Raw genomic sequence first — 25,957 nt, 5'->3', positions numbered from 1 at the left:
TAGGTAGTTGAACTGCGCCCGGCACGTCGTTAAGCGGGCATTAACCATTCTGCGTCGTTATTTGCTCGATCGAGATTGCCCGGGAACTTTATGTCCGACATTGCAGAGCACTTCCCAGACCCTTCCATTCGAAGAACCCCGTCGGCTTTTCGCTTCCTGTCTTTGATCGGCCTTATGCTTCTTTTGGGCGCTGTACCGTTTACAGGCGTTTTGCCACAAGGCTGGAGCGGCGGTCTCCTTGTTGTGGCAGGCTCGGTCCTGTTGGTGACACTGTTGGTATTGGCCAAAGGGATTCTTGCTGACACCGCGGCGCGGCGGACAATGGCGGCTGTCGGCACTGTTTTGGAACAGGATCGCTGCGCCAGCGTCATCGCCGACGCGCGGGGATCTGTTTTGGTGGCCAACGGCCACGCAAGGGCGCAACTGAACGCGCAGCCGGGCGGTGGTCTGACCACGGCGCTTCGCGCTGTTTTTGCCAACCCGTCGAGCATTCTTTTCCGTCTGCAATCAATGGCCAGTGCGCAGGGTCAAGTGAACGAAGATATCGTCACCCGCGGAGGCACAGTACCGATTTCAGTCTCCAAACTGGGGGGCCACCTGTTTTGCTGGCGATTTAATCTGGGTGAACACGGGCAATTGGATCGGCTTGATATACCGGTCTTGACCACAGGGCGCGGCGGTACCGTTCTGCACCTGAACCCGGCCGCAGCAGGGCTACTGGATCACGGTGTGGTCTCGTTGGAGCAGGTGTTTCCGCACGGGCTACCGCGTGATGGTCAGGTGTGTACGGTGGCGTCTCGTGACGGTCCGGTTCGGGTCGCGGCAACCACGGTCCCGTCCTCGGGCACCGTCAATCACCTGCTTTTGCTTCCTCTCGCCGAAACCTCGGAGCCGCATGATGGGTCTTCCTTCGCGGATTTGCCGGTGCCTGTCCTGCGCATGTCGCCCGAGGGTACGATCCTTGAAGCAAACGGAATGGCCCGATCTCTGTTGGGGGACATTCAGCAAAATGACACCAATATCGCCCAGATTATGCAAGGGTTGAGCCATCCGGTCCTTGATTGGCTGGAGCGAACTGCATCCGGCGCGGATGCCCCCCGATCGGAATTTCTGCGTTTGTCGCGCAAAGACAAAGAACTGTTTGTTCAGGTCACTCTGGATCGCGTTCAGATCGATGGTCAGGTCAGCCTGATTGCGGTTCTGAACGATGCGACCGAGCTAAAGACCCTTGAGGCACAGTTTGTTCAGGGCCAAAAGATGCAAGCGGTTGGCCAACTGGCCGGAGGGGTGGCGCATGATTTCAATAATCTTCTGACTGCGATCTCAGGACATTGCGACCTGCTTCTGTTGCGACATGATCAAAGCGATCCGAACTATGGCGATCTGGTCCAGATCAACCAGAATGCCAATCGCGCGGCCGCGCTGGTCAGTCAGTTGCTGGCGTTTTCGCGTAAGCAAACCCTGCAGCCCGAGGTTCTGGACCTGCGGGATACAATCTCGGATCTGATCCACCTGTTGAACCGTCTGGTGGGCGAAAAGGTACTGCTGACGCTGAGCCATGATCCGGTGCTCAAACCCGTGCGTGCGGACAAACGCCAGTTGGAACAGGTCTTGATGAACCTTGTGGTCAATGCCCGGGACGCCATGCCCGAAGGCGGCGAAATTCGCATCGAAACCGAGGTGCTGACCCTGACAGAGCCCCTGTGCCGTGATCGGGCGACGGTTCAGCCGGGCGATTATGTGACCGTCAAAGTCATCGACAGCGGAATGGGCATCCCGGCAGACAAGCTGCAAAAGGTGTTTGAACCGTTCTATACTACCAAACGCACCGGAGAAGGCACCGGTTTGGGCCTTTCAACCGTCTATGGCATCGTAAAGCAGACGGGCGGTTTCATTTTTGTGGACAGCGTTGTCGGACGGGGCACTGATTTTACCGTATTCTTGCCGGTTTGCGAAACAAGCGAAACCATCAAACCTCAGGGCGAGGACGTTCCGGATACAAAAACCGCGCGTCAGGGCGAAGGTGTCGTTCTCTTGGTCGAAGACGAAGCCCCGGTGCGCGCATTCGCCACCCGCGCCTTGCGCTTGAAAGGCTACACCGTTCTTGAGGCTGAATCCGCCGAGGACGCGCTGTTGATTTTGGAAGACCCGGACCTGAATGTCGATGTGTTCGTTACAGATGTCGTTATGCCCGGAATGGACGGCCCGACCTGGGTGCGCAAGGCGATGCAGACCCGGCCCGATGTACATGTGGTGTTTGTCTCCGGCTATACCGAAGGTGCGTTTGACGAGTCGGGTCCGCAGCTCCCAAATTCCACGTTCCTGCCCAAACCGTTTTCACTGACCCAACTGACAGAGGCAGTGTTTGAACAACTGAACTGACACTATTGTGCAGCGTCGTGGACGGCAAATTCAGCCGCGTGGTGCTTGCGGAACTTGCGTTCTGTTTCGGTTGAAAGCGTCAGGTCTGCGGGTGCGGACACGTTTTCGCGTTCTAACCTGATCTCGAAATCCAATCTGTCCTGCAGGAAACTCACAATTTTGTCCTGGTGCTCGTATTTGAAGACATAGCTGGCACTGACACCGTTGTTGCGGGGACGAAAGAACTGGCTTTGACTGCCAACATCAGCAAATTCGGGTCGTGGGCTCTGCATATAGGCGCGCACAAAGGCGTCGAAGCTGAGATTGCGGGTCGAGTGGGCGTGACCGTTACGATCTTCCCGGCTTCGAAATCGATACCAGCTGCCCAGCCAGTCGATAGGTTCGCGAACAACCGCCATGATTTCCATCTCGGTGTTGTACATTTTCCGGTACATGTTCTGAATGAACCGGTCATATCGGCGCACCGGCGCGTGTTTCAGTTCGGGTGGATGCGTGATCACCAGATCGGCGCGGTCGCGAAGTGCCGCATGGTAAGCAGTGCTGCCGGTCTTTGGCACGGACAAAAACGCAAGGCGTTCTTTATAGAAAACAAGCATTTATTCGTCCTGATGCAGTTTCTGCCTGGATGACAGATTGGCGTAAACGACTCTTTAACACAATTGCCGAACAGTAGGTTCTGTAAGTTTTAGTTGAAATGTTCTCTTTTTGGTCCCATAAGGAACAAGAGGCGAACAAAGCAGCGATTGCCGCCCGGCAAAGGGTGTGACAAAAGGGAAGGCGACAGGACAATGGCGGATCTTCTGACGATGAGCGACAAGAAAAACGCGGACAAGCAAAAGGCGCTTGATAGCGCGCTGGCCCAGATCGAACGGCAGTTCGGCAAAGGCTCGATCATGAAACTGGGCGAAGACGCCAAGCAGGATATCGAAGCCAGTTCAACCGGTTCGCTGGGTCTGGATATTGCACTGGGGATCGGCGGTTTGCCGATGGGCCGGATTGTCGAGATTTATGGTCCGGAAAGCTCTGGCAAGACGACGCTGACACTGCATTGTATTGCCGAACAACAAAAGCGCGGTGGCGTGTGCGCGTTTGTCGACGCAGAACATGCGCTCGACCCTCAATATGCCCGCAAGCTGGGTGTGGATCTGGATGAGTTGCTGATTTCGCAGCCCGATACAGGGGAACAGGCGCTTGAGATTACGGATACACTGGTCCGGTCTGGGGCTGTGAACATGGTCGTGGTCGACTCGGTTGCTGCACTGACGCCGAAATCCGAATTGGAAGGCGATATGGGCGACAGCAGTGTCGGTGTACAGGCCCGCCTGATGAGCCAGGCGATGCGCAAGCTGACGGGATCGATCAGCCGCTCGAACTGCATGGTGATTTTCATCAACCAGATTCGGATGAAGATCGGCGTGATGTTTGGCAGCCCGGAAACCACCACGGGTGGCAACGCGTTGAAATTCTACAGCTCAGTTCGACTGGATATCCGCCGCATTGGTGCGATCAAGGACCGGGACGAGGTTGTGGGCAACCAGACCCGTGTGAAAGTTGTAAAGAACAAGGTGGCGCCGCCGTTCAAGCAGGTTGAATTCGACATCATGTATGGCGAAGGTATCTCGAAAATGGGTGAGCTGCTGGATCTGGGTGTGAAGGCGGGCGTGGTCGAAAAATCGGGCTCGTGGTTCAGCTATGGCGACGAACGGATCGGGCAGGGGCGTGAGAATGCCAAGCAATACCTGCGCGACAATTCCCGCATTGCCCTGGAGATCGAAGACAAGATACGCGCCGCCCATGGGTTGGAATTCGATATGCCCCTTGGCGCGGCCGAGGATGACGATATCCTTGAAGCCTAGGGCACGCTGACGGGAACAGCGGAAATCCCCCGGCACCCGGATGGTGCTGAGAATATCCGGAACAGGGCGGTCCATCGGGGCTGCCTTGTTTCGTTTGGGGTGGCCGGTGCCGCCTGTGTCTCAGTTTTTCTTTCAAGTACCAGATTGTCCTTGAGACAAAAGGTCTAACCTGCCGAGCATCGGTCTATCCTGTGGACTATCCTTGAGGACGGCGATAAACCCGTTTCAACACTGAATGATTGCGCGCTGAGAGAGCCTTATGCCCACGCTGAACGATATCCGCTCGACCTTTCTGAACTACTTTGCCAAGCAGGGGCACGAAGTGGTGCCGTCCAGCCCTCTGGTGCCGCGCAATGACCCGACACTGATGTTTGTGAATTCGGGGATGGTGCAGTTCAAGAACCTGTTCACCGGCGTCGAAACCCGAGACTATCAACGCGCGACCACGTCTCAGAAATGTGTGCGGGCAGGCGGTAAACACAACGATCTCGACAACGTCGGCTACACTGCGCGCCATCATACATTCTTTGAAATGCTGGGAAATTTTTCCTTCGGCGACTACTTCAAACCCGAAGCGATCCCCTTTGCCTGGGAGTTGATCACCAAGGAATTCGGTATCGACAAGACCCGCTTGCTGACAACGGTTTACCACACTGATGACGAAGCCTTCGAGATCTGGAAAAAGGTCGGCGTTCCCGAAGACCGGATCATTCGCATCGCGACCAATGACAACTTCTGGCAGATGGGCCCGACCGGTCCCTGTGGTCCCTGCACTGAGATATTCTATGATCACGGCGATCACATCTGGGGTGGCCCTCCGGGATCACCCGAGGAAGATGGCGACCGGTTCATCGAAATCTGGAACATCGTCTTCATGCAGAACGAGCAGTTCGAGGACGGCTCGATGGTGGAACTCGACATGCAGTCGATCGACACCGGCATGGGGCTGGAGCGGATTGGCGCGTTGCTTCAGGGTAGCCATGACAACTATGACACCGATCTGTTCAAGACGCTGATCGAAGCATCGGCGGACGCGACGGGCGTTGACCCGTATGGCGACCAGAACGTACACCATCGTGTCATCGCGGATCATCTGCGCTCGACCTCGTTCCTGATTGCGGACGGCGTGATGCCCAGCAACGACGGGCGCGGCTATGTTCTCCGTCGCATTATGCGGCGCGCCATGCGTCACGCTCATTTGCTGGGCGCGAAAGACCCGGTTATGCACCGACTGGTGCCAAGCCTGGTGCAGTTGATGGGGGCACAGTACGCGGAACTTGGTCAGGCGCAGCCACTGATCGAGGAAACTTTGCTGCTGGAAGAAACCCGGTTCAAGCAAACCCTTGACCGGGGTCTCAAGCTGCTGGATGACGAAGTCGCTGACTTGCCCGAAGGTGCTGCATTGCCGGGGGATGCGGCGTTCAAACTATATGATACCTACGGCTTCCCGCTTGATCTGACCCAGGATGCATTGCGCGAAAAGGGCCGGACCGTCAACACAGATGGGTTTGACGCCGCGATGGCCGAGCAAAAGGCCAAAGCCCGGGCGGCATGGGCGGGATCGGGCGAAGCAGCGGATCAGGCCGTGTGGTTTGACGTTGTGGACAACGCGGGCGCAACGGACTTTCTGGGCTATGACACCGAAAAGGCCGAAGGTCAGGTTGCCGCTTTGGTTGTTGACGGCGCTTTGGTCGACAAGATCGAACAAGGCGGCAGCGGTTGGGTCGTTGTCAATCAGACCCCGTTCTATGGCGAAGCCGGGGGTCAGGTTGGTGACACCGGTGAAATTCGCCGTCTGGAAGAACGCGAAGATGTCTCACGCGTCGAAGACACCAAGAAATTTGCCGACGGCAAGGTCTATGCGCATAAAGTGACCGTGGATCATGGGGTTCTGTCCAGGGGCGACGCTGTCGAGTTGGAGGTCGACCACGACCGTCGTACGTCCATCCGTGCCAACCACTCGGCGACGCATCTTCTTCACGAAGCCCTGCGCGAAACACTGGGCGATCACGTGGCGCAGCGTGGTTCGCTCAATGCCTCGGATCGGCTGCGGTTTGATTTCAGCCACTCCAAGGCGTTGAGTTTGGAAGAAATCCAAAAGGTCGAGCGCGAGGTAAACGACTTTATTCGCCAGAACTCGACCGTTGAAACACGGGTCATGACCCCGGACGACGCCCGCGGGCTGGGAGCACAGGCCCTGTTTGGCGAGAAATACGGCGACGAGGTGCGGGTGGTCTCGATGGGCAAAGCCCCGACCGGCAAGGGTCAGGATGGTGAAACCTGGTCAATCGAACTGTGTGGCGGAACGCATGTGCGTCAGACCGGTGACATCGGCACCTTTGTTGTCTTGGGCGACAGCGCCAGCAGTGCGGGTGTGCGCCGGATCGAGGCCCTGACCGGGGACGAGGCGTTCCGCTATCTTTCTGCGCAAGATCAGCGTTTGGCACTGGTTGCATCGGAGCTGAAGGCGCAGCCGGATGACGTGTTTGACCGGGTCAAATCTCTGCTGGATGAGCGCAAAGCACTGCAAAATGAGGTTGCCCAACTCCGGCGCGATCTGGCCATGGCGGGTGGTGCGGGGCAGGGCAACGGCTCTGAGGCGCGCGACATCAATGGTGTAAAATTTCTGGCGCAGGCTCTCAGCGGGGTGTCTGGCAAGGATCTGCCCGCTTTGATTGACGAACACAAGGCACGGCTTGAAACGGGTGCTGTTTTGCTGATCGCCGATACCGGCGGCAAGGCTGCGGTTGCAGCCGGCGTTACCGAGGATTTGACCCACAAGATTTCTGCGGTGGATCTGGTCAAGGCAGCCGTTGTCGAATTGGGGGGCAAGGGCGGCGGTGGTCGCCCCGATATGGCGCAGGGCGGCGGCAAGGATGCCAGCAACGCCGACGCTGCCATCAAGGCCGCCGAACAGGTATTGGGAGGATAAGACGATGGCAGCACTTTGGATAGCACATGTGTCGGTAACGGACGCCGAGGCGTACGGAAAATACGCCGAGCTTGCGGGACCAGCCCTTGCCAAGCATGGCGGTGAGTTTATCGCCCGCGCGGCGCGCTACGTTCAGCTTGAGGGTAAAGACCGCCCCCGCAATGTTGTCGCGCGGTTTCCATCAGTCGAAGCCGCGGTCGAGTGCTACAATTCCGACGAGTACCAAGCAGCACTGAACCACGCCCGCGGCGCCAGTGAGCGTGAATTGGTGGTGGTAGAGATTACCGAGTGAGAATCGATCCGACCCGAGAGTTTCCAGACCGGACCACTCAGCAAAAGTCAGCCCATTGAAAATCTTGCGATCCCTCGCATGGAATTGGGGTCGCTTCATGATTGTATGGCTATTAATTCAATGGGTTACCCTCCGAATCTACTGTGATACACGCTGAAATTGTGGCAACCTGACCGCATTTCTTGCGCGAAATCGCCTCACAATGTGACGAAATTCCGCCTTTTTTCCCCTCAAACTCAACTGTGATTGCGTCAGCAGAGCCGCCTGCGGTTAAGTTTGGAAAACCTCCTAACACACTGTTTGACCGGAATCGCGGTATAGACAGGGATTGAGGTACGGGCATGACACATGTGAAAGACAGACTCGAGGCACGATTCCGTTCCGTCACCACCAACTCTCGGCGGTTTGTGGGATATTGCCTACTGGTCGCCTGTTCGTTTCTGACCACGCCGGAAGCATATGCAACGGAAGGCGCGTTCCTAACTACTGTATCGGCCTCACCGCCGCCGTCCGGCGCTCAGCAATTGTGCCGGCAATACAGTTGGGCCTGTTCAAGTCAAAGGTCAGCGAGCATGTCCAGCCAGCAGGAAATGAAGATTGTCCAGCAGGTAAACCGCAGAGTGAATACGTCTACGCAGGAGGTCACGGATCAATCCCAATATCGTACGCGTGAGCATTGGGCCCTGCCGACTTCACGGGGCGGAGATTGCGAAGATTTCGCGCTATTGAAGAAAAGAGACCTGATCAAAGCCGGAATAGATCCAAACAAGCTGCTCATTGCAACTGTTCTGGATACACGCAGGAATGCGCATGCAGTGTTGATCTATCGTTCGGCCCAAGGCGACCTTGTGTTGGACAACTTGACCAATCGGATCAAACCTTGGAAGACGACACGTTATCTTTTCCTTCGGATGCAGGATCCAAGCCAACCCCGTCGGTGGGTCGGCATTTATGGGCAAAGCTGAAAGTAAGTCGCCGTAGATTTATTACCAAGTTGTATGGTCTGGGGGTTTGGTTGTCGATCCTTTCGAGGGAATAGAATCAAGCGCTGTAGGACAAGTTCGTCAGGGCAGCGCCAAGACGACGCACGCTATCCGAGGAGCGATAAATCGATCGCTTAACTGAGCCGAGAGCTTATCGTTAAGCCCAAGACGTGTGCAGAGTGACTAAACCGGTAGACTGTTGAGGATCAGAAAACCGAGCCTAAAAAGCGTCGTTTAACCGTTCATAGTGAAAAAGGGGAGGCCGTGATCATTGCTTTCAGGCGGCTCGAGCTCCTACCACTGGATGATTGCATTTACGCTTTGCGGCCAACGATCCCGCATCTGATACGTTCTTTTTGCATCATTGCATATAGCGACATGGGATGTCTCGAAAGCCGGAGGTTTACGGTGACATACTAAAACGACAAAAAGTGCGAGTGCTACACAATCAGTTTCTTCCAAAACGATATTGCTGAGGTCAGAACCGAGGAGGGTTAGCTTTTTCTCGCTATTGCCATCGATCGAACCAGCAAGTTCGCCGTGGCGCAGTTGGTTGAGAACGCGGACCGAGGAACGGCATAGATGTTCTCAAGTTTCTTCTTGAGACCTTTCCATACCGCAACCAAACGATCCTCAGGGGTAGCATCCTGCTACGACTTTATTGTCATTGGTTCGGGGCTCAGAGCCAAAAATGACTTTTGCATTCAAAGCGATTGCAGTGAAGAGTGTCTTCTGGCCTCTATCCTACCGCGTTGCGATGCGCCGCCAATCATTCAGCCGCCTGTTAAGGACAGGATCCGAAATATGATCATGTGAACCCAGTTTGGTTGCTTCGGTGCTTAGTATGTACTAGCACCCCAAATGGGTTCGGCGAGTACCATTCGGTGTATGCAAGTTCTTGTAAAGAAATTTTTGACTGGCAGAGTCTATCAGACTTTTGAAGACTCGATACGACCATCCTCAAAAAATCAAAAAGCCACACCTTGATTGACTCAAGGTGTGGTTCAATGCTTGTTCTATATGGCTGCATGTCGCAGCAGGTGTTTTCAACACTTGCCGCTAGCGGCTAGTTCGTTGGAGCACCCATAAGTTGTTTTCTGTTGGCGCTAGCCAAGGACTTGGTCAGAAAAAAACCTATTCAGTCGCGGTCGCTTTTGAGCACTTAGAAAATTCGTGCTTCGCGGATTACTTACTCTTCTTTCCTCCGGAACCCTTTTTCCCCTTACTGCCGCAGCCGCACCCTTTATCTCCCTTGTCTTTCTTACCCTTGTCTTTCTTACCCTTGTCTTTCTTACCCTTGTCTTTCTTACCCTTGTCCTTCTTGTCCTTGTCCTTCTTGCCCTTGTCCTTCTTGTCCTTGTCCTTCTTGTCCTTGTCTTTTGGATCAGGATCGTCGGTAGGATCGGGGTCATCTTGTGGATCAGGGTCGCCGGGATTCCCATTGGGGCGATCTGGGCCTGGGTTGTCGTTTGCGTCACCGTCGCCGGATCTTTGGTCGGGTACTCCTATGGACGCCGTGGGAAAATCAGAAAGCAAAGCGGCCAATTGGGGGCATTCTGCACCTGTTCTTGCTAGGAAGTTGCCAAAGTCAGCCCGACGTTGAATGTAGCGTATCATCCCTGACGTTACAGCATCACAATCGCAAAGGACTTCCGGGTTGCTTGACGCTTGGCGTGCTGTCGAAGAGGTGCAGACTGCCGCATTCGCAGAAGCTGCACCAACTAGCTGCAAAGTTGCAGCCAAAGCGATTGCGGTTAATTTGTGGGATTGGATACCCATGTCTAAACTCCTCGGTACTCGTTAACTATCTGCGTCGGACTTTTTCACATCACATGACCATGTGTGTATGAACGACGTCACACTTTGGCCACAAATACACCTTTGTGCCGCCGGAATTGCAACAAGTCGGTCGTGATGTCTAACATCGCAAGAATGTAGAAAAACCAAAAAACCGCAATAAAACAAAGGGAAGGGCCGGCACTTGGCCGACCCTGCGTGTCTGCGATAATTTTCAGTTTGAGGAAAATATGCCACACGATCGGCATTGTTTCCAGTTTGGGGAATTCAGGTTCAGCCAATCTACCCGGCTTTTGCCATACGTTTGCGCTCGTGCGGGTCAAGGAAGCGTTTGCGCAGTCGAATGGCGTTGGGTGTAACTTCGACCAATTCATCGTCGTCAATATAGGCGATCGCCTCTTCCAACGAGAACTGTACATGCGGTGTCAGGCGCACCGCGTCGTCCGAGCCGCTGGCACGCACGTTTGTCAGTTTTTTACCTTTCAGCGGGTTCACTTCCAGATCGTTGTCGCGTGAATGTTCACCGATCACCATACCCTGATAAACATCAGTCTGGGGACCCACAAACATGCGGCCGCGTTCTTCGAGGTTCCACAGGGCATAGGCAACCGCCTGACCGTTTTCCATCGAGATCAGAACACCGGCGCGCCGACCGGGGATCGGACCTTTGTGAGGGGCCCAGCCATGGAATACGCGGTTCAGAACACCTGTCCCGCGCGTGTCGGTCAGGAATTCTCCGTGATAGCCGATCAGGCCGCGCGACGGGACATGGGCAATAATCCGGGTCTTTCCCGTTCCGGCGGGGCGCATCTCGACCAACTCGCCTTTACGAGCACCGGTAACCTTTTCGATAACAGCACCTGAGTATTCGTCGTCGACGTCGATGGTGACTTCCTCGACAGGCTCCAGACGCTGACCGTCTTCCTCACGGAACAACACCTGCGGGCGCGAGATGCTGAGTTCGAACCCTTCGCGGCGCATGTTCTCGATCAGAACACCCATCTGGAGTTCGCCTCGGCCCGCAACCTCGAACGCTTCACCGCCTGGGGTGTCAGTGATGCGGATCGCCACGTTTGATTCGGCTTCTTTCATCAACCGGTCCCGGATGACACGGGATTGCACCTTTTTGCCGTCCCGACCCGCCAGAGGGGAATCGTTGATGCCGAATGTCACGGTAATGGTCGGGGGGTCAATCGGCTGGGCGGGCAGGGCTTCTTCGACCTGTGGGGCCACCAGAGAATCAGCAACGGTGGCTTTGCTCATCCCGGCGATGGTGACGATATCGCCAGCTTCGGCGACGTCGATGGGCTGTTGGGCCAGACCACGGAAGGCCAGGATTTTCGAGGCACGGAAATTCTCGATCAACGTGCCATCCCGACTCAGTGCTTTCAGACTATCGCCGGCCTTCAGCGTGCCGCTTTCAACACGACCGGTCAGGATGCGGCCAATGAAGGGATCGCTGCCCAATGTGGTGGCCAGCATACGGAACGGCTCATCCTTGTGCTCGGCCTGCCGCGGGGCAGGGACATGATCAACGACGAGGTCGAACAGTGCGGCCAGGTCCTTGCGAGGCCCGTCCAGCTCCATATCTGCCCATCCCGAACGGCCCGAGGCATACATTGCGGGAAAATCCAACTGATCATCATCAGCGCCGAGGTTGGCGAACAGGTCGAAGCATTCGTCCAGGGCGCGGTCGGGCTCTGCGTCGGGCTTGTCCACCTTGTTCAGAACCACAATCGGACGAAGGCCCAAAGCCAGCGCCTTGGAGGTCACGAACTTGGTCTGTGGCATCGGGCCTTCGGCGGCATCGACCAGCAGGACAACGCCGTCCACCATGCTGAGGATCCGCTCGACCTCACCGCCGAAATCGGCGTGTCCGGGGGTGTCGACGATATTGATGCGCGTCCCCTTCCACTCGACCGAAGTTGCCTTGGCCAGAATGGTGATCCCACGCTCGCGTTCCAGGTCATTGCTGTCCATGGCACGCTCGGCTACAGCCTGGTTTTCCCGGAACGCGCCGGATTGTTTGAGCAGCTCATCCACCAGGGTCGTTTTGCCGTGGTCCACGTGAGCGATGATTGCGATATTGCGCAGGTCCATGAGAGGGTCAGCCTTTGAACGGAAAGTTGCCCGGCGCATAACGTGGTGTGGCGAAATATGCCAGCCCTAACCGGCGCTCAGTGGCCCGTGGTGTTGGAAAACAGGTGAATGAGCAAAATTCCGGCCAAAATCAGTGTCAGACCGAGAACGGCCCAAAGGTCCAGCTTTTGGCCAAAAACCACAAAACCGATGATCGCGATAAAGACGATGCCCAGCCCGGACCAGATTGCGTAGACGACGCCCACAGGCATGAATTTTAACGTCAGCCCCAACAGGTAGAAGGCGCAGCCATAGCTGACCACCACCAAGATCGACGGCCACAACCGGCTAAACTGTTGGCTGGCCTGCAATGCTGTTGTTCCGACGGTTTCAGCAAAGACCGCCAGAAGCAGGATCAGATAGGCTTTGGGCATCGGGAACCTTTGGAATTGATACGGCAATCTTGAGCATATCCGGCAGACCGCGGGCAAGCGTTTTCAGCTCGATGAAACACGGGCATCAGTCTAGGAAGGTCAGGTATACCTGACTTTGGGTCAACGACAATTTATGCAATCTTTTCGGCATATTTATTGATTTGTTACCGAGTATGTTTTGATGACGAAGTTTTCTATATCTGTCGTAATTGCTTCGGCTCTTATTGTGGCGCTAGGGTGGCTTGCAGGCGGGGGGTCCGTCGAGATTGATGCAGCCAAAGTGGTTCAAAAGTTTGATGGTAGCGTAATCTAGGCGTCGAAAAGAACTAAGCAGAGGAAAAGGGCCCGAAGCGGCCCTTTTTCTTTTGGGTCATCCACCCGCGCAGACGGAGATTTCGAAATACTCAGCCAGTTGTGGCTGCAACCAGTGCCAAAGCTTTGGGGCGCCCATTTCAATGGCCGGGCGCACGCGGGTTTCGATCTGCGGATAGGTCACGGCATAGTCGACCCAAGATCCGCCGCCGGTCTCAAGATTGGCGATCGGGGTCTGAAACCGGTCAACCGCCTTGGCAAATCGTGCGTCATCTGACGCGACGGCTTCGAATTCGGTCCAAAGGGATGAAAAGACCCGCCCTTGTTCCTGCGGCAACAAGCCGAACAGGCGACGTGCGGCGGCCTCTTCCTTGGCAGCTTGCGCGACATGATCAACCTGTCCGTGAATGGGGTGATCCCCGGCGTCGATTTCGACGATGTCATGCAGCAACAGCATCTGCAGAACCCTGTCCAGACGGATGTTTGACACTGCATGTTCCGACAAGATCCACGCATATAGCATGATGTGCCAGGAATGCTCGGCCGAGTTTTCGAACCTGTTCCCGGCCATCAGGCGCGAGGCGCGCAGAACCGACTTCAGCTGATCCGCCTCGGTCAGAAACGCAAGTCGTTGGGAAAAGCCAGACAGGCTTCCGGACGACCCCGCCAAAAGCGAGGTTGCATGATCGAAGGCCAAAGGAAAGGCGCGCGCAAGATAGGCCGCCCGACCGCCTTCCAGGTTCTCGCGTGCAATCTCGACATGGTCGGGGCGGGGGTTTGCGGCACACAACACTTGAAACAGTGGCTGACAGCGGTCGAGTATTTTGGCAAATTGCGCATCCGCGGTTTCATCCGCCTCAAATTCCGACCACAATTCGAAAAAGCTCTGGGCTTGGTCCGCAGGCAACATGCCAAAAAGTTCGGTTGCGGCGGCCTGCTCGGCCCGGGCGACACTTTGCCAATCGGTCTCCAGATGGATCGGATGATCACCGACAATGATCTCGACCAGATCATGCAGCAACAGCATCCGTATCACACGGTCAACTGACACATCCGATCCGGCCAGCGGGGCCATGACCAAGGCCCACAAGGCCAGATGCCAACTGTGTTCGGCTGAGTTTTCAGGACGGGACTGATCGAGCAAAACATTTGCCCGCTCGACCATCTTCAGTTTGTCTGCCAGTTTCAGAAACGCGATTTGCGCGGACAGACGATCGTTCATTGTTTTTCAATGGCTTTCAGCTTGGAGCGATGCTCGGACAGGCGTTTGATCACGAATTCCCTTGCCTTGCGCTCAGAAATGCGCACGCGAATTTCTGTCAGGAATGCCTCTTCCAGAGATTGAGAGGATGCGCCCAGCAATTCGCCGACCTCCATAAAAAAGCGGTCATCGCCGGTTTCATCCATAACCTTCATCGTATCCTCGGCCAGTTTGGCAGCGAGGGTATTGATGGTGTTTGACATCAGCGCGTGGTCTCGGTCAGGCGACGTTTCACATAGTCGCTAACATCGGTGATCAGCGTGTCCATGTGGCGATCCTGGAAGAAGTGATCTGCCCCTTCGACCTCATTATGGGTGATGGTGATCCCTTTTTGCTCATGCAGCTTGTTGACCAGCGCCGTGGTATCCGCCGGCGGGGCAACGCGGTCAGACGACCCGTTGATGATCAGACCCGAAGACGGGCAGGGCGCCAGGAACGAGAAATCATACATGTTGGCCGGGGGCGACACACTGATAAAGCCGGTGATCTCGGGGCGGCGCATCAGCAGCTGCATCCCGATCCATGCCCCGAACGAAAACCCTGCAACCCAGCAATGTTTCGAGTTGTTGTTCATCGACTGCAGGTAATCCAGCGCCGACGCCGCATCGCTGAGTTCACCCACGCCCTGGTCATATTCTCCCTGGCTGCGGCCAACGCCACGGAAGTTGAAACGCAACACGGTGAAGCCCATGTTGTAAAAAGCATAGTGCAGGTTGTAGACGACCTTGTTGTTCATGGTCCCGCCGAACTGTGGATGCGGGTGCAACACGATGGCGATCGGTGCGTCTTTTTCCTTTTGCGGGTGGTAACGGCCTTCCAGGCGGCCTTCGGGTCCGGGAAAAATCACCTCGGGCATGTGTGCTTTGGTCCTGTCTTTATCTCGGGGCGCCGGGAAATACTTGACTGTATTTGTTGGGCACCTTAGAACGGTTCTAAATAAGTTATCCTGCGCAGACGCGCTGTCCGTCGGAGATACGCACTGGCGACGGCGGCGTCAATGATTTCAAGCGTATCTTGCCGAGAGGAAATGACGATGAAGCTATCGACGAAAGGTCGTTACGCCATGGTTGCGCTGGCTGACATCGCATTGCAACCCTCTGACAGGCTGGTCACGCTTGGCGAGATTTCGGAGCGTCAGGATATTTCTCTGCCCTATCTCGAGCAGTTGTTCGTAAAACTGCGCCGGGCCGAATTGGTCTCGTCGGTGCGTGGGCCTGGCGGTGGATACCGTCTGGCGCGGCCGTCATCCGAGATCCGTGTGGTCGATATCCTGTCGGCGGTGGACGAGACGGTCAATGCACTGACCAAAGGCGCAGGGGCGTCAGGGGCGTCATCGGGCAGCCGTGCACAGTCACTGACAAACCGGTTGTGGGAAGGGTTGAGCGCCCATGTCTATGTCTTCCTGCACCAGACGCGCCTGTCAGACGTGATCAAGAATGATCTCGCACCGTGCCCGGCGGTGCCAAGCCTGTTCGCTGTGGTGGACGAATAGGTTTGACTTTGAGTTGCTTAAAATCGGTCCGTGAAAAGATGACTCCATGACTCGCATTTACCTCGATCACAATGCAACAACACCTTTGCGGGCTGAGGCGCGCGACGCGATGATTGCAGCGATGGATCTATGCGGAAACCCATCTTCGGTCCATGCCGAGGGGCGCGCCGCCAAAGCACTTATCGAGCGCGCGCGCAGCCAGATTGCGGCAGCGTTTGGGGCAGATGGTGCGGATATCGTCTTTACATCCGGGTCCACAGAAGGGGCGGCGCTGACCCTTGCGGGGCGGGGCCTGCATGGGGCGGCTATCGAACATGATGCGGTACGAGCGTGGACTGTCGAGGATTTGCCAGTCTCGAAAGACGGACAGGTTCAGGTGTCAGAGCCGTCGCACGCGACGTTACAGCTGGCCAATTCCGAAACAGGGATTGTCCAGTCTTTGCCGCCCGGCCTCGCCATGACCGACGCGACGCAAGCGTTTGGAAAGCTTCCGATTGCCTTCAACTGGCTGGATGTGCAGATGGCGCTGATCTCGGCGCACAAGCTGGGCGGGCCCAAGGGTATTGGCGCGGTCGTGATGAAGCGGGGTACGGATCTTGCGGCTCAGATCAAGGGCGGCGGTCAGGAAATGGGTCGCCGCTCGGGTACGGAAAATGTCATTGGAATCGCGGGGTTCGGAGCCGCAGCTGAAGCTGCGGCACGTGATTTGGCCGATGGCGTTTGGGAGCAAACAGAAGAATTTAGAAATATTCTAGAAAACGCCCTTGAGGCTGGCTTTAATTCACCTATTTTTGTCGGGAAAGGGCAGGAACGCCTTCCAAATACCCTCTGTTTCGCATCCCCCGGATGGAAAGGTGAAACGCAGGTCATGCAGATGGACCTGTCGGGATTTGCGGTCAGTGCGGGCTCGGCCTGTTCCAGCGGGAAGGTGCGTGCCAGCGCAGTTCTGACGGCCATGGGATATGACGAGGTGACAGCAGCCAGCGCAATTCGCGTATCGCTGGGACCCCGGACAAGGAAAGAAGACGTGCTGCGTTTCGCCGAAACGTGGCTTGAGAAAGAGAAAAAGCATCGCGCGCGCGCCGCGTGATAGGATGGAGTGAAACATATGGCCGCTTTGGACCAGACCCAGGTGAAAGAAGGTGTTGATCAGGAAACCGTGGATGCGGTGCGTGAGGTTAGCACTTACAAATACGGCTGGGACACCGATATCGAGATGGAATACGCGCCCAAGGGCGTGAATCCGGATATCGTGCGGCTAATCTCGGAAAAGAACGAAGAACCTGAATGGATGACCGAATGGCGTCTGGCCGCGTTCGAGCGCTGGACCAAGATGGATGAGCCGAAATGGGCGATGGTGCATTACCCGCCGATCGATTTTCAGGACCAGTATTACTATGCGCGTCCAAAATCGATGGAGGAAAAGCCCAAGTCTCTGGATGAGGTCGATCCCAAACTGCTGGCCACATACGAAAAGCTGGGTATCCCACTGAAAGAACAGATGATCTTGGCTGGTGTAGAGGGCGCCGAAAACATGCCTGCCGAAGGCCGCAAGGTCGCTGTGGATGCGGTGTTTGACTCGGTTTCTGTAGGAACAACGTTCCAGGCAGAACTCAAACAAGCCGGGGTGATCTTCTGTTCGATCTCGGAGGCCATCAAGGAACATCCGGAACTGGTGAAAAAGTACCTTGGGACCGTCGTTCCGGTCTCGGATAATTTCTATGCCACGCTGAACTCGGCTGTGTTCTCGGATGGATCGTTCGTATACATCCCACCGGGCGTCCGCTGCCCGATGGAACTCAGCACTTATTTCCGTATCAACGCGGAGAACACCGGCCAGTTCGAACGCACATTGATCATCGCCGACAAGGGCTCATACGTGTCCTATCTGGAAGGCTGCACCGCACCTCAGCGCGACACTGCGCAGTTGCACGCGGCTGTTGTGGAAATCATCGTCGAGGAAGATGCCGAAGTGAAATATTCGACCGTCCAGAACTGGTTCCCCGGTGATGAGAACGGCAAGGGCGGTATCTACAACTTCGTGACCAAACGCGCCGATTGCCGGGGCGACCGGTCCAAGGTGATGTGGACGCAGGTCGAAACCGGCTCAGCCGTCACGTGGAAATACCCGTCCTGCATCCTGCGCGGTGACGACAGCCAGGGCGAGTTCTACTCGATTGCAATCGCCAACAACTATCAGCAGGCCGATACCGGCACCAAGATGGTGCACCTGGGCAAGAACACCAAATCGCGCATCGTGTCGAAGGGGATCAGCGCGGGCAAGGCACAGAACACCTATCGTGGTCTGGTGTCGATGCACCCTAAAGCCAAGGACAGCCGCAACTATACACAGTGCGACAGCCTACTGATCGGCGACAAATGCGGGGCGCACACAGTGCCGTATATCGAGGTCAAGAACAACTCGTCCCGCGTTGAGCATGAGGCGACGACCTCAAAGGTAGACGATGATCAGCTGTTCTACTGCCGTCAACGCGGTATGGACGAGGAAGAGGCCGTGGCGCTGGTCGTCAACGGGTTCTGCAAGGACGTTTTGCAAGCCCTCCCGATGGAATTTGCGATGGAAGCGCAGCAGCTTGTGGCGATCTCACTGGAAGGGTCGGTCGGTTGATGACGCGCACGTCCGGTCCGCGCGTTCGGAAGGAGGATGTGCTGACCTGGCTTGGCTATATCCTTCCGGTTCTGGGTGGTCTGCTGGGCGTGGCTTACGTGAACATCAACCCTATGGAGTTCATCAACCCGGTCTGGGCGATTGGAGTAGGGGCAATTCTGGGTTGGATTGCCGCGCGACTGATCCGCAAAGTTCTGAGATAGAAATTTTCGGGGCAAAGGTGCCCTATGCGATACGCAAAAGGACAAAACATGCTGGAAATCAAGAACCTGCACGTACAGCTTGAAGAAGAAGACAAGCAGATCCTCAAAGGTGTGGACCTGACGGTCGAGGCCGGAAAGGTGCATGCGATCATGGGACCGAACGGCTCGGGCAAATCAACGCTCAGCTATGTGCTGTCGGGGCGTGACGGGTATGAGGTCACCGAAGGCTCGGCCACTCTGGAAGGCGAAGATCTGCTGGAGATGGAGCCAGAAGAACGTGCAGCCGCTGGTGTCTTCCTTGCGTTCCAATACCCTGTAGAAATTCCGGGCGTAGGCAACATGACCTTCCTGCGCACCGCGGTGAACGCTCAGCGTAAAGCGCGGGGTGAGGATGAACTGTCGGCAGCGGACTTCCTGAAAGAAGTGCGTGCCAAGGCCAAAGCGTTGAAGATCGACGCGGATATGCTCAAGCGTCCGGTCAATGTGGGCTTTTCTGGCGGTGAGAAAAAGCGCAACGAAATCCTGCAGATGGCCATGCTTGAGCCGAAAATGTGCATCATGGACGAGACCGATTCAGGTCTGGATGTGGATGCCATGAAGCTGGTCGCCGAAGGGGTGAACGCGCTGCGGGATGAAGGCCGGGGCTTTCTGGTGATAACCCACTATCAGCGCCTGCTGGACCATATCAAACCGGATGTCGTGCATATCATGGCCGATGGTCGCATCGTAAAATCCGGTGGCCCCGAGTTGGCGCTTGAGGTCGAAAACAACGGTTATTCCGACATCCTTGCCGAGGTGAACTGATGGCCTTGCCCGAAGTCAAACAAACCGCAACCGAAGCGCGGCTGGCTGCGCTGACCATGCCTGACGCAGGATGCACCCGCGCGGCGCGCGAGGATGCACTGGCGCGGGTGCTGGAAACCGGATTGCCGGGGCGTCGCGATGAGTACTGGAAATATACGCAGCCCGACACTCTGGTCGCACCTGCGGCCATGCCCGCTGCGGTGTTTGCCGACGACGAATCCTTGATATTCGACGAGTTCGACAGGCTCAGCATCGTGTTTATCGATGGTGTTTTCAGCCCCGAGGAGTCTGATGATCTGACACTGGAAGGTGTCAGCATCGATCGGCTGGAAGACATTTGCTGCAAGGACATCCATTGGGCCAAGGACCTGTATGGCGTTCTGGAAACCCGTGGGCAGGTCCCGGTTCCGCGCCCTCTGGCCGCGCTGAACACCGCATTTGCATCGGATGGCGTGGCCATTCATGTGACCGGCAAGCCCTCGAAGCCGATCAACCTGATCTATCGCCATGCATCGCCGACCTCGGACGCCATCCTGCATCACGTGATCCGCGTGGAAAGCGAAGCTGAGGCGACCATCCTGGAAACCGGTCCGGCAGCGTCGCGATTTAACAAGTGTATGGAGATCGACATTGCCGACAATGGCACGCTGCACCATGTCCGCGCGCAGGGTAGGGATCATGAGCGTCGCGCTGCCACGCACATGTTCACCCGGCTGGGCAAGGAATCGGTCTACAAATCCTTCACCCTGACCGTGAATGGCGTGCTGACCCGCAACGAGCAGGTCGTTGAACTGACCGGCGATGATGCGGTCGCACATGTTGCAGGTGCGTGCGTCGGCGATGGTGATTTCCACCACGATGACACCGTGTTCGTCACCCATGATGCCGTGAATTGCGAAAGCCGTCAGGTGTTCAAGAAGGTGCTGCGTAACGGGGCGACCGGTGTGTTTCAGGGCAAAATCCTGGTAAAGGAAGGTGCGCAGAAAACCGACGGGTATCAGATCAGCCAATCCTTGCTGCTGGACGATGACAGTCAATTTCTCGCCAAACCCGAGCTTGAGATCTATGCCGACGATGTTGCCTGTTCGCACGGGTCCACCTCGGGTGCAATCGACGAGACGGCACTGTTCTATCTGCGCTCGCGCGGGGTTCCGACCAAAGACGCCACCAACATGCTGACGCTGGCTTTCCTAGCCGAAGCGGTCGACGAGATCGAAGACGGCGCATTGGCCGAGGCTATCGTGAGCCGTCTGGAAGGTTGGTTGGCGCGCCGCAGCTGATATCATGCCGGTCTCATCTGATATCGTTGCCACATACCGGGGGCCGGGGCGTGTTGTGCGCCGGCTTCTGGATATGGGGCCGCGCGAAGACCGGGCGTTGATTTTCGTCATGGCGTTCTGTCTTGTCTCGTTCATCGCCCAGATGCCCGGCCTTGCGCGCCGCGCGCATCTGGAAGGGGTGGAACTGAACATGCTTTTGGGCGGAGCCTTGCTGGGCTCGGTCTTCATTCTTCCGTTGTTCTTCTACAGCCTCGCATTTGTGTCGCACTGGGCTGCCCGGTTGGTTGGCGGCAAAGGCTCGGCCTATGGGGCGCGGCTGGCGTTGTTCTGGGCACTTCTGTCGTCAGCGCCTTTGGTTTTGCTGAACGGGTTGGTCGCCGGGTTCATCGGCCCGGGTCCGACACTGACCCTAGTGGGTCTAATATGGGTTGCCGTTTTTGTCTGGTTCTGGTTATCCGGATTACGACAAGTACAAAGGTCCACTGAATGAATGTTCCACCTCTGGGTCCACTGGCGCTGTTGACGCTCAGCAAACCCGCCGAAGCGGCTCGCCAATTGCTGGCCCTTCATCCAGGACGAGAAGTGCTGTGGCTGGGGTTTTTCCTGGCCGTGGTCCTCAACTGCATCGTGCAATTGGGAATCGATCTGTCTGTGGCCACGGTGGATGGGCCGGCCATATCCGAGTCGGTCCCGATCGTGTTGCTCAGATCGGCAGGGACCATGATGCTGAGCATCTTGGCGTTCCTCTATGTCGGTCGGTTTCTGGGGGGCACCGGTACCTTTGAAGAGTTGATGATCTTGACGGTCTGGCTGCAATTCCTTCAGATCGCCGCGCTGATTGTGTCACTGGTGCTGAGTTTCGCCGCACCGGCGCTGATGGTTCCGCTGATTCTGGCGACGGCAATTTTCAGCCTCTATATCACGCTTCACTTTCTGAATGAGGCGCATCGATTTGGATCTCTGGGCAAGTCATTTGGTGTCATACTTCTGTCTGCGCTTGCGGCGGTGCCCATCGTTCTCATGTTCGGCCCGGCTGGACCTGTCTAGAAAGCTTTCTCATGTATGATGTGCAGAAAATCCGTTCCGACTTTCCGATCCTGTCGCGCCAGGTGAACGGCAAACCGCTGACCTATCTGGACAATGGCGCGTCGGCTCAGAAACCTCAGGTCGTCATCGATGCCGTAACCCGTGCCTATGCTGAGGAATACTCAAACGTTCATCGCGGGCTGCACTATCTGTCAAATCTGTCGACCGAAAAATACGAAGCCGTGCGCGGCACCGTCGCGCAGTTTCTTGGCGCGGCGGATGAGAATGAAATCGTCCTGAATTCAGGCACGACCGAGGGGATCAATCTGGTCGCCTATGGCTGGGCCATGCCACGGCTTGAGGCGGGGGATGAGATCGTTCTCAGCGTCATGGAGCACCATGCGAATATCGTCCCATGGCACTTTCTGCGCGAACGGCAGGGGGTGGTTCTGAAATGGGTCGATGTGGACGCGGATGGCGGGCTTGATCCGCAGGCCGTGATTGATGCCATCGGTCCCAGGACCAAGCTTGTCGCGGTCACGCATTGCTCAAACGTTCTGGGCACGGTTGTGGATGTCAAAGCGATCACTGAAGGGGCCCATGCCAAAGGCGTGCCGGTTCTGGTTGATGGCAGCCAGGGCGCAGTTCACATGCCGGTCAGCATGCAGGAGATTGGTTGCGATTTCTACGCGATCACCGGACACAAACTGTATGGCCCATCGGCGTCTGGCGCGATCTACATCAAATCCGACCGCATGGCCGAGATGCGCCCCTTTCTCGGGGGTGGGGACATGATAAAAGAGGTCAGCAAGGATCAGGTCATCTACAACGATCCACCGATGAAGTTTGAGGCGGGTACCCCCGGGATTGTGCAAACCATCGGGCTGGGCGCGGCGCTGGACTACATGATGGAACTGGGAATGGACAACATCGCTCAGCACGAATCCGGTCTGCGCGACTATGCCATGCAACGCCTGACCGGCCTGAACTGGTTGCAGGTTCAGGGCACCCGCCCGGACAAGGCCGCGATCTTCAGTTTCACTCTGGATGGGGCCGGGCACGCACATGATGTCTCGACCATTCTGGACAAGAAGGGCGTTGCTGTTCGTGCCGGTCACCACTGTGCTGGCCCCCTGATGGATCACCTTGGGGTGACAGCCACCTGCCGGGCCAGCTTTGGCCTTTACAACACGACCGATGAGGTCGACACCCTGATTGACGCGCTGGAACTGGCACATGATCTGTTTGCCTGAAACCATAACCGGTCGGACAGATTTGCAGTTGCGCCCGACCCGGAACAAGGTTAGCTAACGGCCAAGGCACCTGTAGCTCAGCTGGATAGAGCGCTGCCCTCCGAAGGCAGAGGCCAGAGGTTCGAATCCTCTCAGGTGCGCCATTTCAAAAAGGTTTTGAGTTCAGGCCCGTCTCGGCCGAGGACTAAGGTGAACGGCCAAAAGCCCGTTGGTTCTTTTCAGCTATTGGACAAAGCCTATGCCTTCTTACCCACTGGGAAGTTCTTTAGACAGGTGATGGCAGGAAACCGATAGGAGATTGAAAAAAGATTGAGCGTGTTGCGTCTTGAGGGCGAAGACACGGTCTTATCCGTGCCAAACGCTGACATCCACGCCAAACAGGACAGAAGGATGGACCGTAAAATTCAGGACACTTCCTGTGCTGCGTTATCCGCGCCACGAGCGGACGACACCGCAATCCATGTGCACGAAATTCGACCGGTAATACTGACCAACGCCGCCCGCGCGGCACGACATCGCCGCCTTGGCCATCTGCGAAACCGACCGTGACGCCAGCCTCAGATCCGCTGCCTGACCCTGCATATGCAGAGAGTTGCGGGCAACACGTCGGGATTTCGACCGCAGCATCGCATTGGTCTGTGGTGAGCGGTACCCGGACAGGAGCATATAGGGCTCATCCGCATCCATCAGGTTGTGAGAGGCCGCCATGATGTCAACGGTGCGCAGATCCATGGATTTGACTTGATCCGTCCGCCAGTCACGCATGAAGTGGTTCACTTCCTTGACGGCGTCCTTGATGTATTTTCCATCAACCCAATAGATCATATCAATCCGCTCGCCGGTACGCCCCGAGTACATGCGAATACGGCGGATATCGCCGCCACCGCGAAGGAAACCTGCTGCATTGGAGTAAGTCGGTGCTGCTGCAACGGCCGTTGCCGCGAATGCGCCCAATAGGGCACGACGGGTTAAACCCGAAGTACTGCTCTTGGTCATTTTGATCGTCCCGTACTGTTCCTGCCTGCACACGATGTTACGCGCGCTGTCTTAATTTTTTCCCATCCCAGATGGCGAAGTTATGGCACAGTTGGAATCGACGGCCAAGAAGTCTTTGAAACGCGCCAGTTCAAGGGGGAATTTTCGGCAGTTTTTTGCGCAGGTGATGCAAAAACGCATGATTTTTACTCACTGCGGCTTATGCGCATCAGGCCTGCAAAGAAGGCGGGGGGTAAGGTATTTGTGAATAGACAATCCTATGAGCCAATAACCATATTTCATGAACGGCAGTGCCCGGTAGACATAAGCTATTGAAGAACCAAGGCCATCTCATGCTCACAGCGTTACGGACCAGTACCAGTATTCTTTTCACCGTCTGCGTCATGGCGACGGCTGCACTGGCGAATGCGCCTTCGGACCAGGGCGCGACCACTGCATTTCGGATGGCGGTTGCCGAGAATACCACCTCATCGGAACAGATTGCCGCTTTTTACCGTGAAAACGGGTTTACCCCGCTTTGGGTAGGCGAAACGCCAGAGCACGCCAACCGCCGCGCAGCGTTGATCAAAGCTTTGTCCGAGACCGAAATTCATGGCCTTCCATCTGCATCCTACGATGTTCAGGCCCTGATTGACCAGATGCAGACCGCACGATCCGTGCGCGACATGGGTGCAGTCGAGGCGCAACTGACCCGCGTTTTTCTGACCTACGCTGACAGCCTCTATTCCGGTGCGCTGCGTCCTTCAAGAATTGATGACGGCTTGGTGCGCAAGGTCGAACGGCGCAGCCCGACCGCGCATTTGAAAGAGCTCAGCGATCACGGTGCACGCTACTTTGATGAACTGGTGCCACAGACACCGCAGTATCGGGCCCTAATGAAGCAGAAAATGGCTCTGGAAGGTTTGATGCGCCAGGGCGGCTGGGGACCGACCGTCCCGGTGGCAAAGCTTGAATACGGAGACACTGGGCCGAATGTCATCAAGCTGCGCAATCGTTTGGTGGCGATGGGCTATCTCAAGCCGACGGCCAGCCCTGTGTTCGATGATGAGCTTATGGCGGCTGTTCAGGCATTTCAAATTGCACACGGGCTGGCATCGGACGGGGTGGCCGGGCAGGGCACCCTTACCGAATTGAACCGTCCGGCGTCGGACCGGCTCAAGGCGGTTTACGTTGCGTTGGAACGGGAACGTTGGCTTCCGCGAGAGCGTGGTACGCGGCATATCCTGGTGAACCAGGCCGATTTTTCGGCCAAGATCGTTGATGAAGGGCGGGTGACTTTTGAGACCCGCGCCGTGATCGGTAAAAATGTCCATGACCGCCGCAGCCCCGAGTTTTCGGACGAGATGGAGCATATGGTCATCAATCCCAGCTGGTATGTGCCACGCTCGATCATCACCAAAGAATATCTGCCCAAGCTGCAAACCAATCCAAATGCCGTCGGCCATATCCAGATCACCGACCGCAGCGGCCGTCAGGTCAATCGGGGCGCCGTGGACTTCACCCAGTTCACCGCTCGCAACTTTCCATTTGCGATGCGCCAGCCGCCCAGCAAAAGCAACGCGCTGGGGCTGGTGAAGTTCATGTTCCCCAACAAGTACAACATCTATCTGCATGATACGCCTCAGAAATCTCTGTTTGCGCGTGAAGTGCGGGCATTTTCGCACGGGTGTATCCGACTGGCGCAACCTTTCGAGTTTGCCTATGCGCTGCTGGCCAAACAGGAAGAAGACCCCAAGGCGTTCTTTCACCGGGTGTTGAATACGGGCAAGGAAACGACTGTGAAGCTGGATAAAAAGGTGCCTGTACATCTGATTTACCGCACCGCTTACATCGGTCCGAAGGGCGAAGTTCAGTATCGCCGCGACGTCTATAACCGCGATGCCAAGATTTGGGATGCACTTCAAAAGGCGGGGGTGGCCCTGCCGGACGTTCAGGGGTAATCACGG

General features: G+C 56.4%; 24 protein-coding genes and 1 tRNA gene. 16 read left to right on the top strand and 9 right to left on the bottom strand.

Translation table 11 applies throughout. The annotated features are described in order from the left end of the window. Positions 1-90 precede the first annotated feature (90 nt). The gene (locus tag ACR0L4_RS03725) at positions 91-2,382 is read left to right on the top strand and encodes an ATP-binding protein (RefSeq protein WP_480510666.1); all 2,292 of its coding nucleotides are present in this window, start codon (positions 91-93) and stop codon (positions 2,380-2,382) included. A 2-nt stretch (positions 2,383-2,384) separates the two neighbouring features. Here ACR0L4_RS03725 and ACR0L4_RS03720 read toward each other — a convergent pair whose 3' ends face one another. Continuing rightward, on the bottom strand, positions 2,385-2,978 hold the full coding sequence (locus ACR0L4_RS03720) for a sulfotransferase family 2 domain-containing protein (protein ID WP_480510664.1): 594 nt from the start codon (positions 2,976-2,978) through the stop codon (positions 2,385-2,387). Between the two features lie 192 nt (positions 2,979-3,170). Here ACR0L4_RS03720 and recA point away from each other — a divergent pair, with 192 nt between their 5' ends. The 4 genes from recA to ACR0L4_RS03700 all read left to right on the top strand — a co-directional run bounded on the left by recA (position 3,171) and on the right by ACR0L4_RS03700 (position 8,427). Beyond that, complete coding sequence (gene recA / locus ACR0L4_RS03715; RefSeq protein WP_480510662.1) at positions 3,171-4,238, top strand: recombinase RecA; 1,068 nt, start codon at positions 3,171-3,173, stop codon at positions 4,236-4,238. A gap of 259 nt (positions 4,239-4,497) precedes the next feature. Beyond that, positions 4,498-7,170 carry an alanine--tRNA ligase gene (alaS, locus tag ACR0L4_RS03710; protein WP_480510660.1) on the top strand — a complete coding sequence of 891 codons (2,673 nt, stop codon included), beginning with the start codon at positions 4,498-4,500 and terminating at the stop codon, positions 7,168-7,170. Between the two features lie 4 nt (positions 7,171-7,174). Further along, positions 7,175-7,462, top strand: a complete 288-nt coding sequence (locus tag ACR0L4_RS03705) for a DUF1330 domain-containing protein (protein WP_480510658.1) — start codon at positions 7,175-7,177, stop codon at positions 7,460-7,462. A 341-nt stretch (positions 7,463-7,803) separates the two neighbouring features. Continuing rightward, the gene (locus ACR0L4_RS03700) at positions 7,804-8,427 is read left to right on the top strand and encodes a transglutaminase-like cysteine peptidase (protein WP_170748935.1); all 624 of its coding nucleotides are present in this window, start codon (positions 7,804-7,806) and stop codon (positions 8,425-8,427) included. Positions 8,428-9,630: 1,203 nt separating this feature from the next. Here the strand turns inward: ACR0L4_RS03700 and ACR0L4_RS03695 are convergent. The 7 genes from ACR0L4_RS03695 to ACR0L4_RS03665 all read right to left on the bottom strand — a co-directional run bounded on the left by ACR0L4_RS03695 (position 9,631) and on the right by ACR0L4_RS03665 (position 15,184). Then, positions 9,631-10,224, bottom strand: coding sequence for a hypothetical protein (locus ACR0L4_RS03695; RefSeq protein WP_480510655.1), 594 nt, complete (start codon positions 10,222-10,224; stop codon positions 9,631-9,633). A gap of 77 nt (positions 10,225-10,301) precedes the next feature. Then, positions 10,302-10,523 (bottom strand): hypothetical protein, encoded by a 222-nt coding sequence (locus tag ACR0L4_RS03690; protein ID WP_170748933.1) that lies wholly within the window; start codon positions 10,521-10,523, stop codon positions 10,302-10,304. 1 nt (position 10,524) lies between these two features. After that, on the bottom strand, positions 10,525-12,342 hold the full coding sequence (gene typA, locus ACR0L4_RS03685; RefSeq protein WP_170748932.1) for a translational GTPase TypA: 1,818 nt from the start codon (positions 12,340-12,342) through the stop codon (positions 10,525-10,527). Positions 12,343-12,419: 77 nt separating this feature from the next. Next, entirely contained in the window at positions 12,420-12,755 is a 336-nt protein-coding gene (locus ACR0L4_RS03680) for a DMT family transporter (RefSeq protein WP_480510653.1), read from the bottom strand. A gap of 370 nt (positions 12,756-13,125) precedes the next feature. Next, positions 13,126-14,289, bottom strand: a complete 1,164-nt coding sequence (locus ACR0L4_RS03675) for an HD domain-containing protein (RefSeq protein ID WP_480510651.1) — start codon at positions 14,287-14,289, stop codon at positions 13,126-13,128. Continuing rightward, on the bottom strand, positions 14,286-14,531 hold the full coding sequence (locus ACR0L4_RS03670) for a hypothetical protein (RefSeq protein WP_170748929.1): 246 nt from the start codon (positions 14,529-14,531) through the stop codon (positions 14,286-14,288). The genes ACR0L4_RS03675 and ACR0L4_RS03670 overlap by 4 nt, the downstream gene beginning before the upstream one ends. Then, positions 14,531-15,184, bottom strand: a complete 654-nt coding sequence (locus tag ACR0L4_RS03665) for an alpha/beta hydrolase (protein WP_170748928.1) — start codon at positions 15,182-15,184, stop codon at positions 14,531-14,533. The genes ACR0L4_RS03670 and ACR0L4_RS03665 overlap by 1 nt, the downstream gene beginning before the upstream one ends. A 177-nt stretch (positions 15,185-15,361) precedes the next feature. Between ACR0L4_RS03665 and iscR the strand changes: the two genes are divergently transcribed. From iscR to ACR0L4_RS03615, 10 genes are all read left to right on the top strand, one after another. After that, positions 15,362-15,820: a Fe-S cluster assembly transcriptional regulator IscR gene (gene iscR / locus ACR0L4_RS03660; protein ID WP_170748927.1), complete on the top strand. Its 459-nt coding sequence runs from the start codon at positions 15,362-15,364 to the stop codon at positions 15,818-15,820. A gap of 46 nt (positions 15,821-15,866) precedes the next feature. After that, on the top strand, positions 15,867-16,910 hold the full coding sequence (locus ACR0L4_RS03655; protein ID WP_480510648.1) for a cysteine desulfurase family protein: 1,044 nt from the start codon (positions 15,867-15,869) through the stop codon (positions 16,908-16,910). 18 nt (positions 16,911-16,928) lie between these two features. Next, positions 16,929-18,449, top strand: a complete 1,521-nt coding sequence (gene sufB / locus ACR0L4_RS03650; protein WP_170748925.1) for a Fe-S cluster assembly protein SufB — start codon at positions 16,929-16,931, stop codon at positions 18,447-18,449. Then, on the top strand, positions 18,449-18,652 hold the full coding sequence (locus ACR0L4_RS03645; RefSeq protein WP_480510646.1) for a hypothetical protein: 204 nt from the start codon (positions 18,449-18,451) through the stop codon (positions 18,650-18,652). The genes sufB and ACR0L4_RS03645 overlap by 1 nt, the downstream gene beginning before the upstream one ends. Positions 18,653-18,700: 48 nt before the next feature. Next, on the top strand, positions 18,701-19,456 hold the full coding sequence (gene sufC, locus ACR0L4_RS03640; protein WP_170748923.1) for a Fe-S cluster assembly ATPase SufC: 756 nt from the start codon (positions 18,701-18,703) through the stop codon (positions 19,454-19,456). Continuing rightward, entirely contained in the window at positions 19,456-20,736 is a 1,281-nt protein-coding gene (gene sufD / locus ACR0L4_RS03635) for a Fe-S cluster assembly protein SufD (protein WP_480510644.1), read from the top strand. Before sufC ends, sufD begins: the two co-directional genes overlap by 1 nt. Before the next feature lie 4 nt (positions 20,737-20,740). Next, entirely contained in the window at positions 20,741-21,226 is a 486-nt protein-coding gene (locus ACR0L4_RS03630; RefSeq protein WP_170748921.1) for a YIP1 family protein, read from the top strand. Continuing rightward, entirely contained in the window at positions 21,223-21,783 is a 561-nt protein-coding gene (locus ACR0L4_RS03625) for a YIP1 family protein (protein WP_480510642.1), read from the top strand. The genes ACR0L4_RS03630 and ACR0L4_RS03625 overlap by 4 nt, the downstream gene beginning before the upstream one ends. A gap of 11 nt (positions 21,784-21,794) precedes the next feature. Beyond that, on the top strand, positions 21,795-23,015 hold the full coding sequence (locus tag ACR0L4_RS03620) for a cysteine desulfurase (protein WP_480510640.1): 1,221 nt from the start codon (positions 21,795-21,797) through the stop codon (positions 23,013-23,015). A 66-nt stretch (positions 23,016-23,081) separates the two neighbouring features. Then, a tRNA-Arg gene (locus tag ACR0L4_RS03615) sits at positions 23,082-23,158 on the top strand. 283 nt (positions 23,159-23,441) lie between these two features. Here ACR0L4_RS03615 and mepK read toward each other — a convergent pair. Then, a complete protein-coding gene (gene mepK / locus ACR0L4_RS03610; protein WP_170748846.1) occupies positions 23,442-24,011 on the bottom strand; it encodes a peptidoglycan L,D-endopeptidase MepK in 570 nt (189 codons plus the stop codon). Positions 24,012-24,343: 332 nt separating this feature from the next. Here mepK and ACR0L4_RS03605 point away from each other — a divergent pair, with 332 nt between their 5' ends. Then, positions 24,344-25,951, top strand: coding sequence for a L,D-transpeptidase family protein (locus ACR0L4_RS03605; RefSeq protein ID WP_480510638.1), 1,608 nt, complete (start codon positions 24,344-24,346; stop codon positions 25,949-25,951). Positions 25,952-25,957: the final 6 nt, after the last annotated feature.

The organism is Ruegeria sp. AB5, from assembly GCF_056542645.1.
Note: the sequence above shows the minus strand (reverse complement) of the source record. Positions and strands in the feature narration are given on the sequence as shown.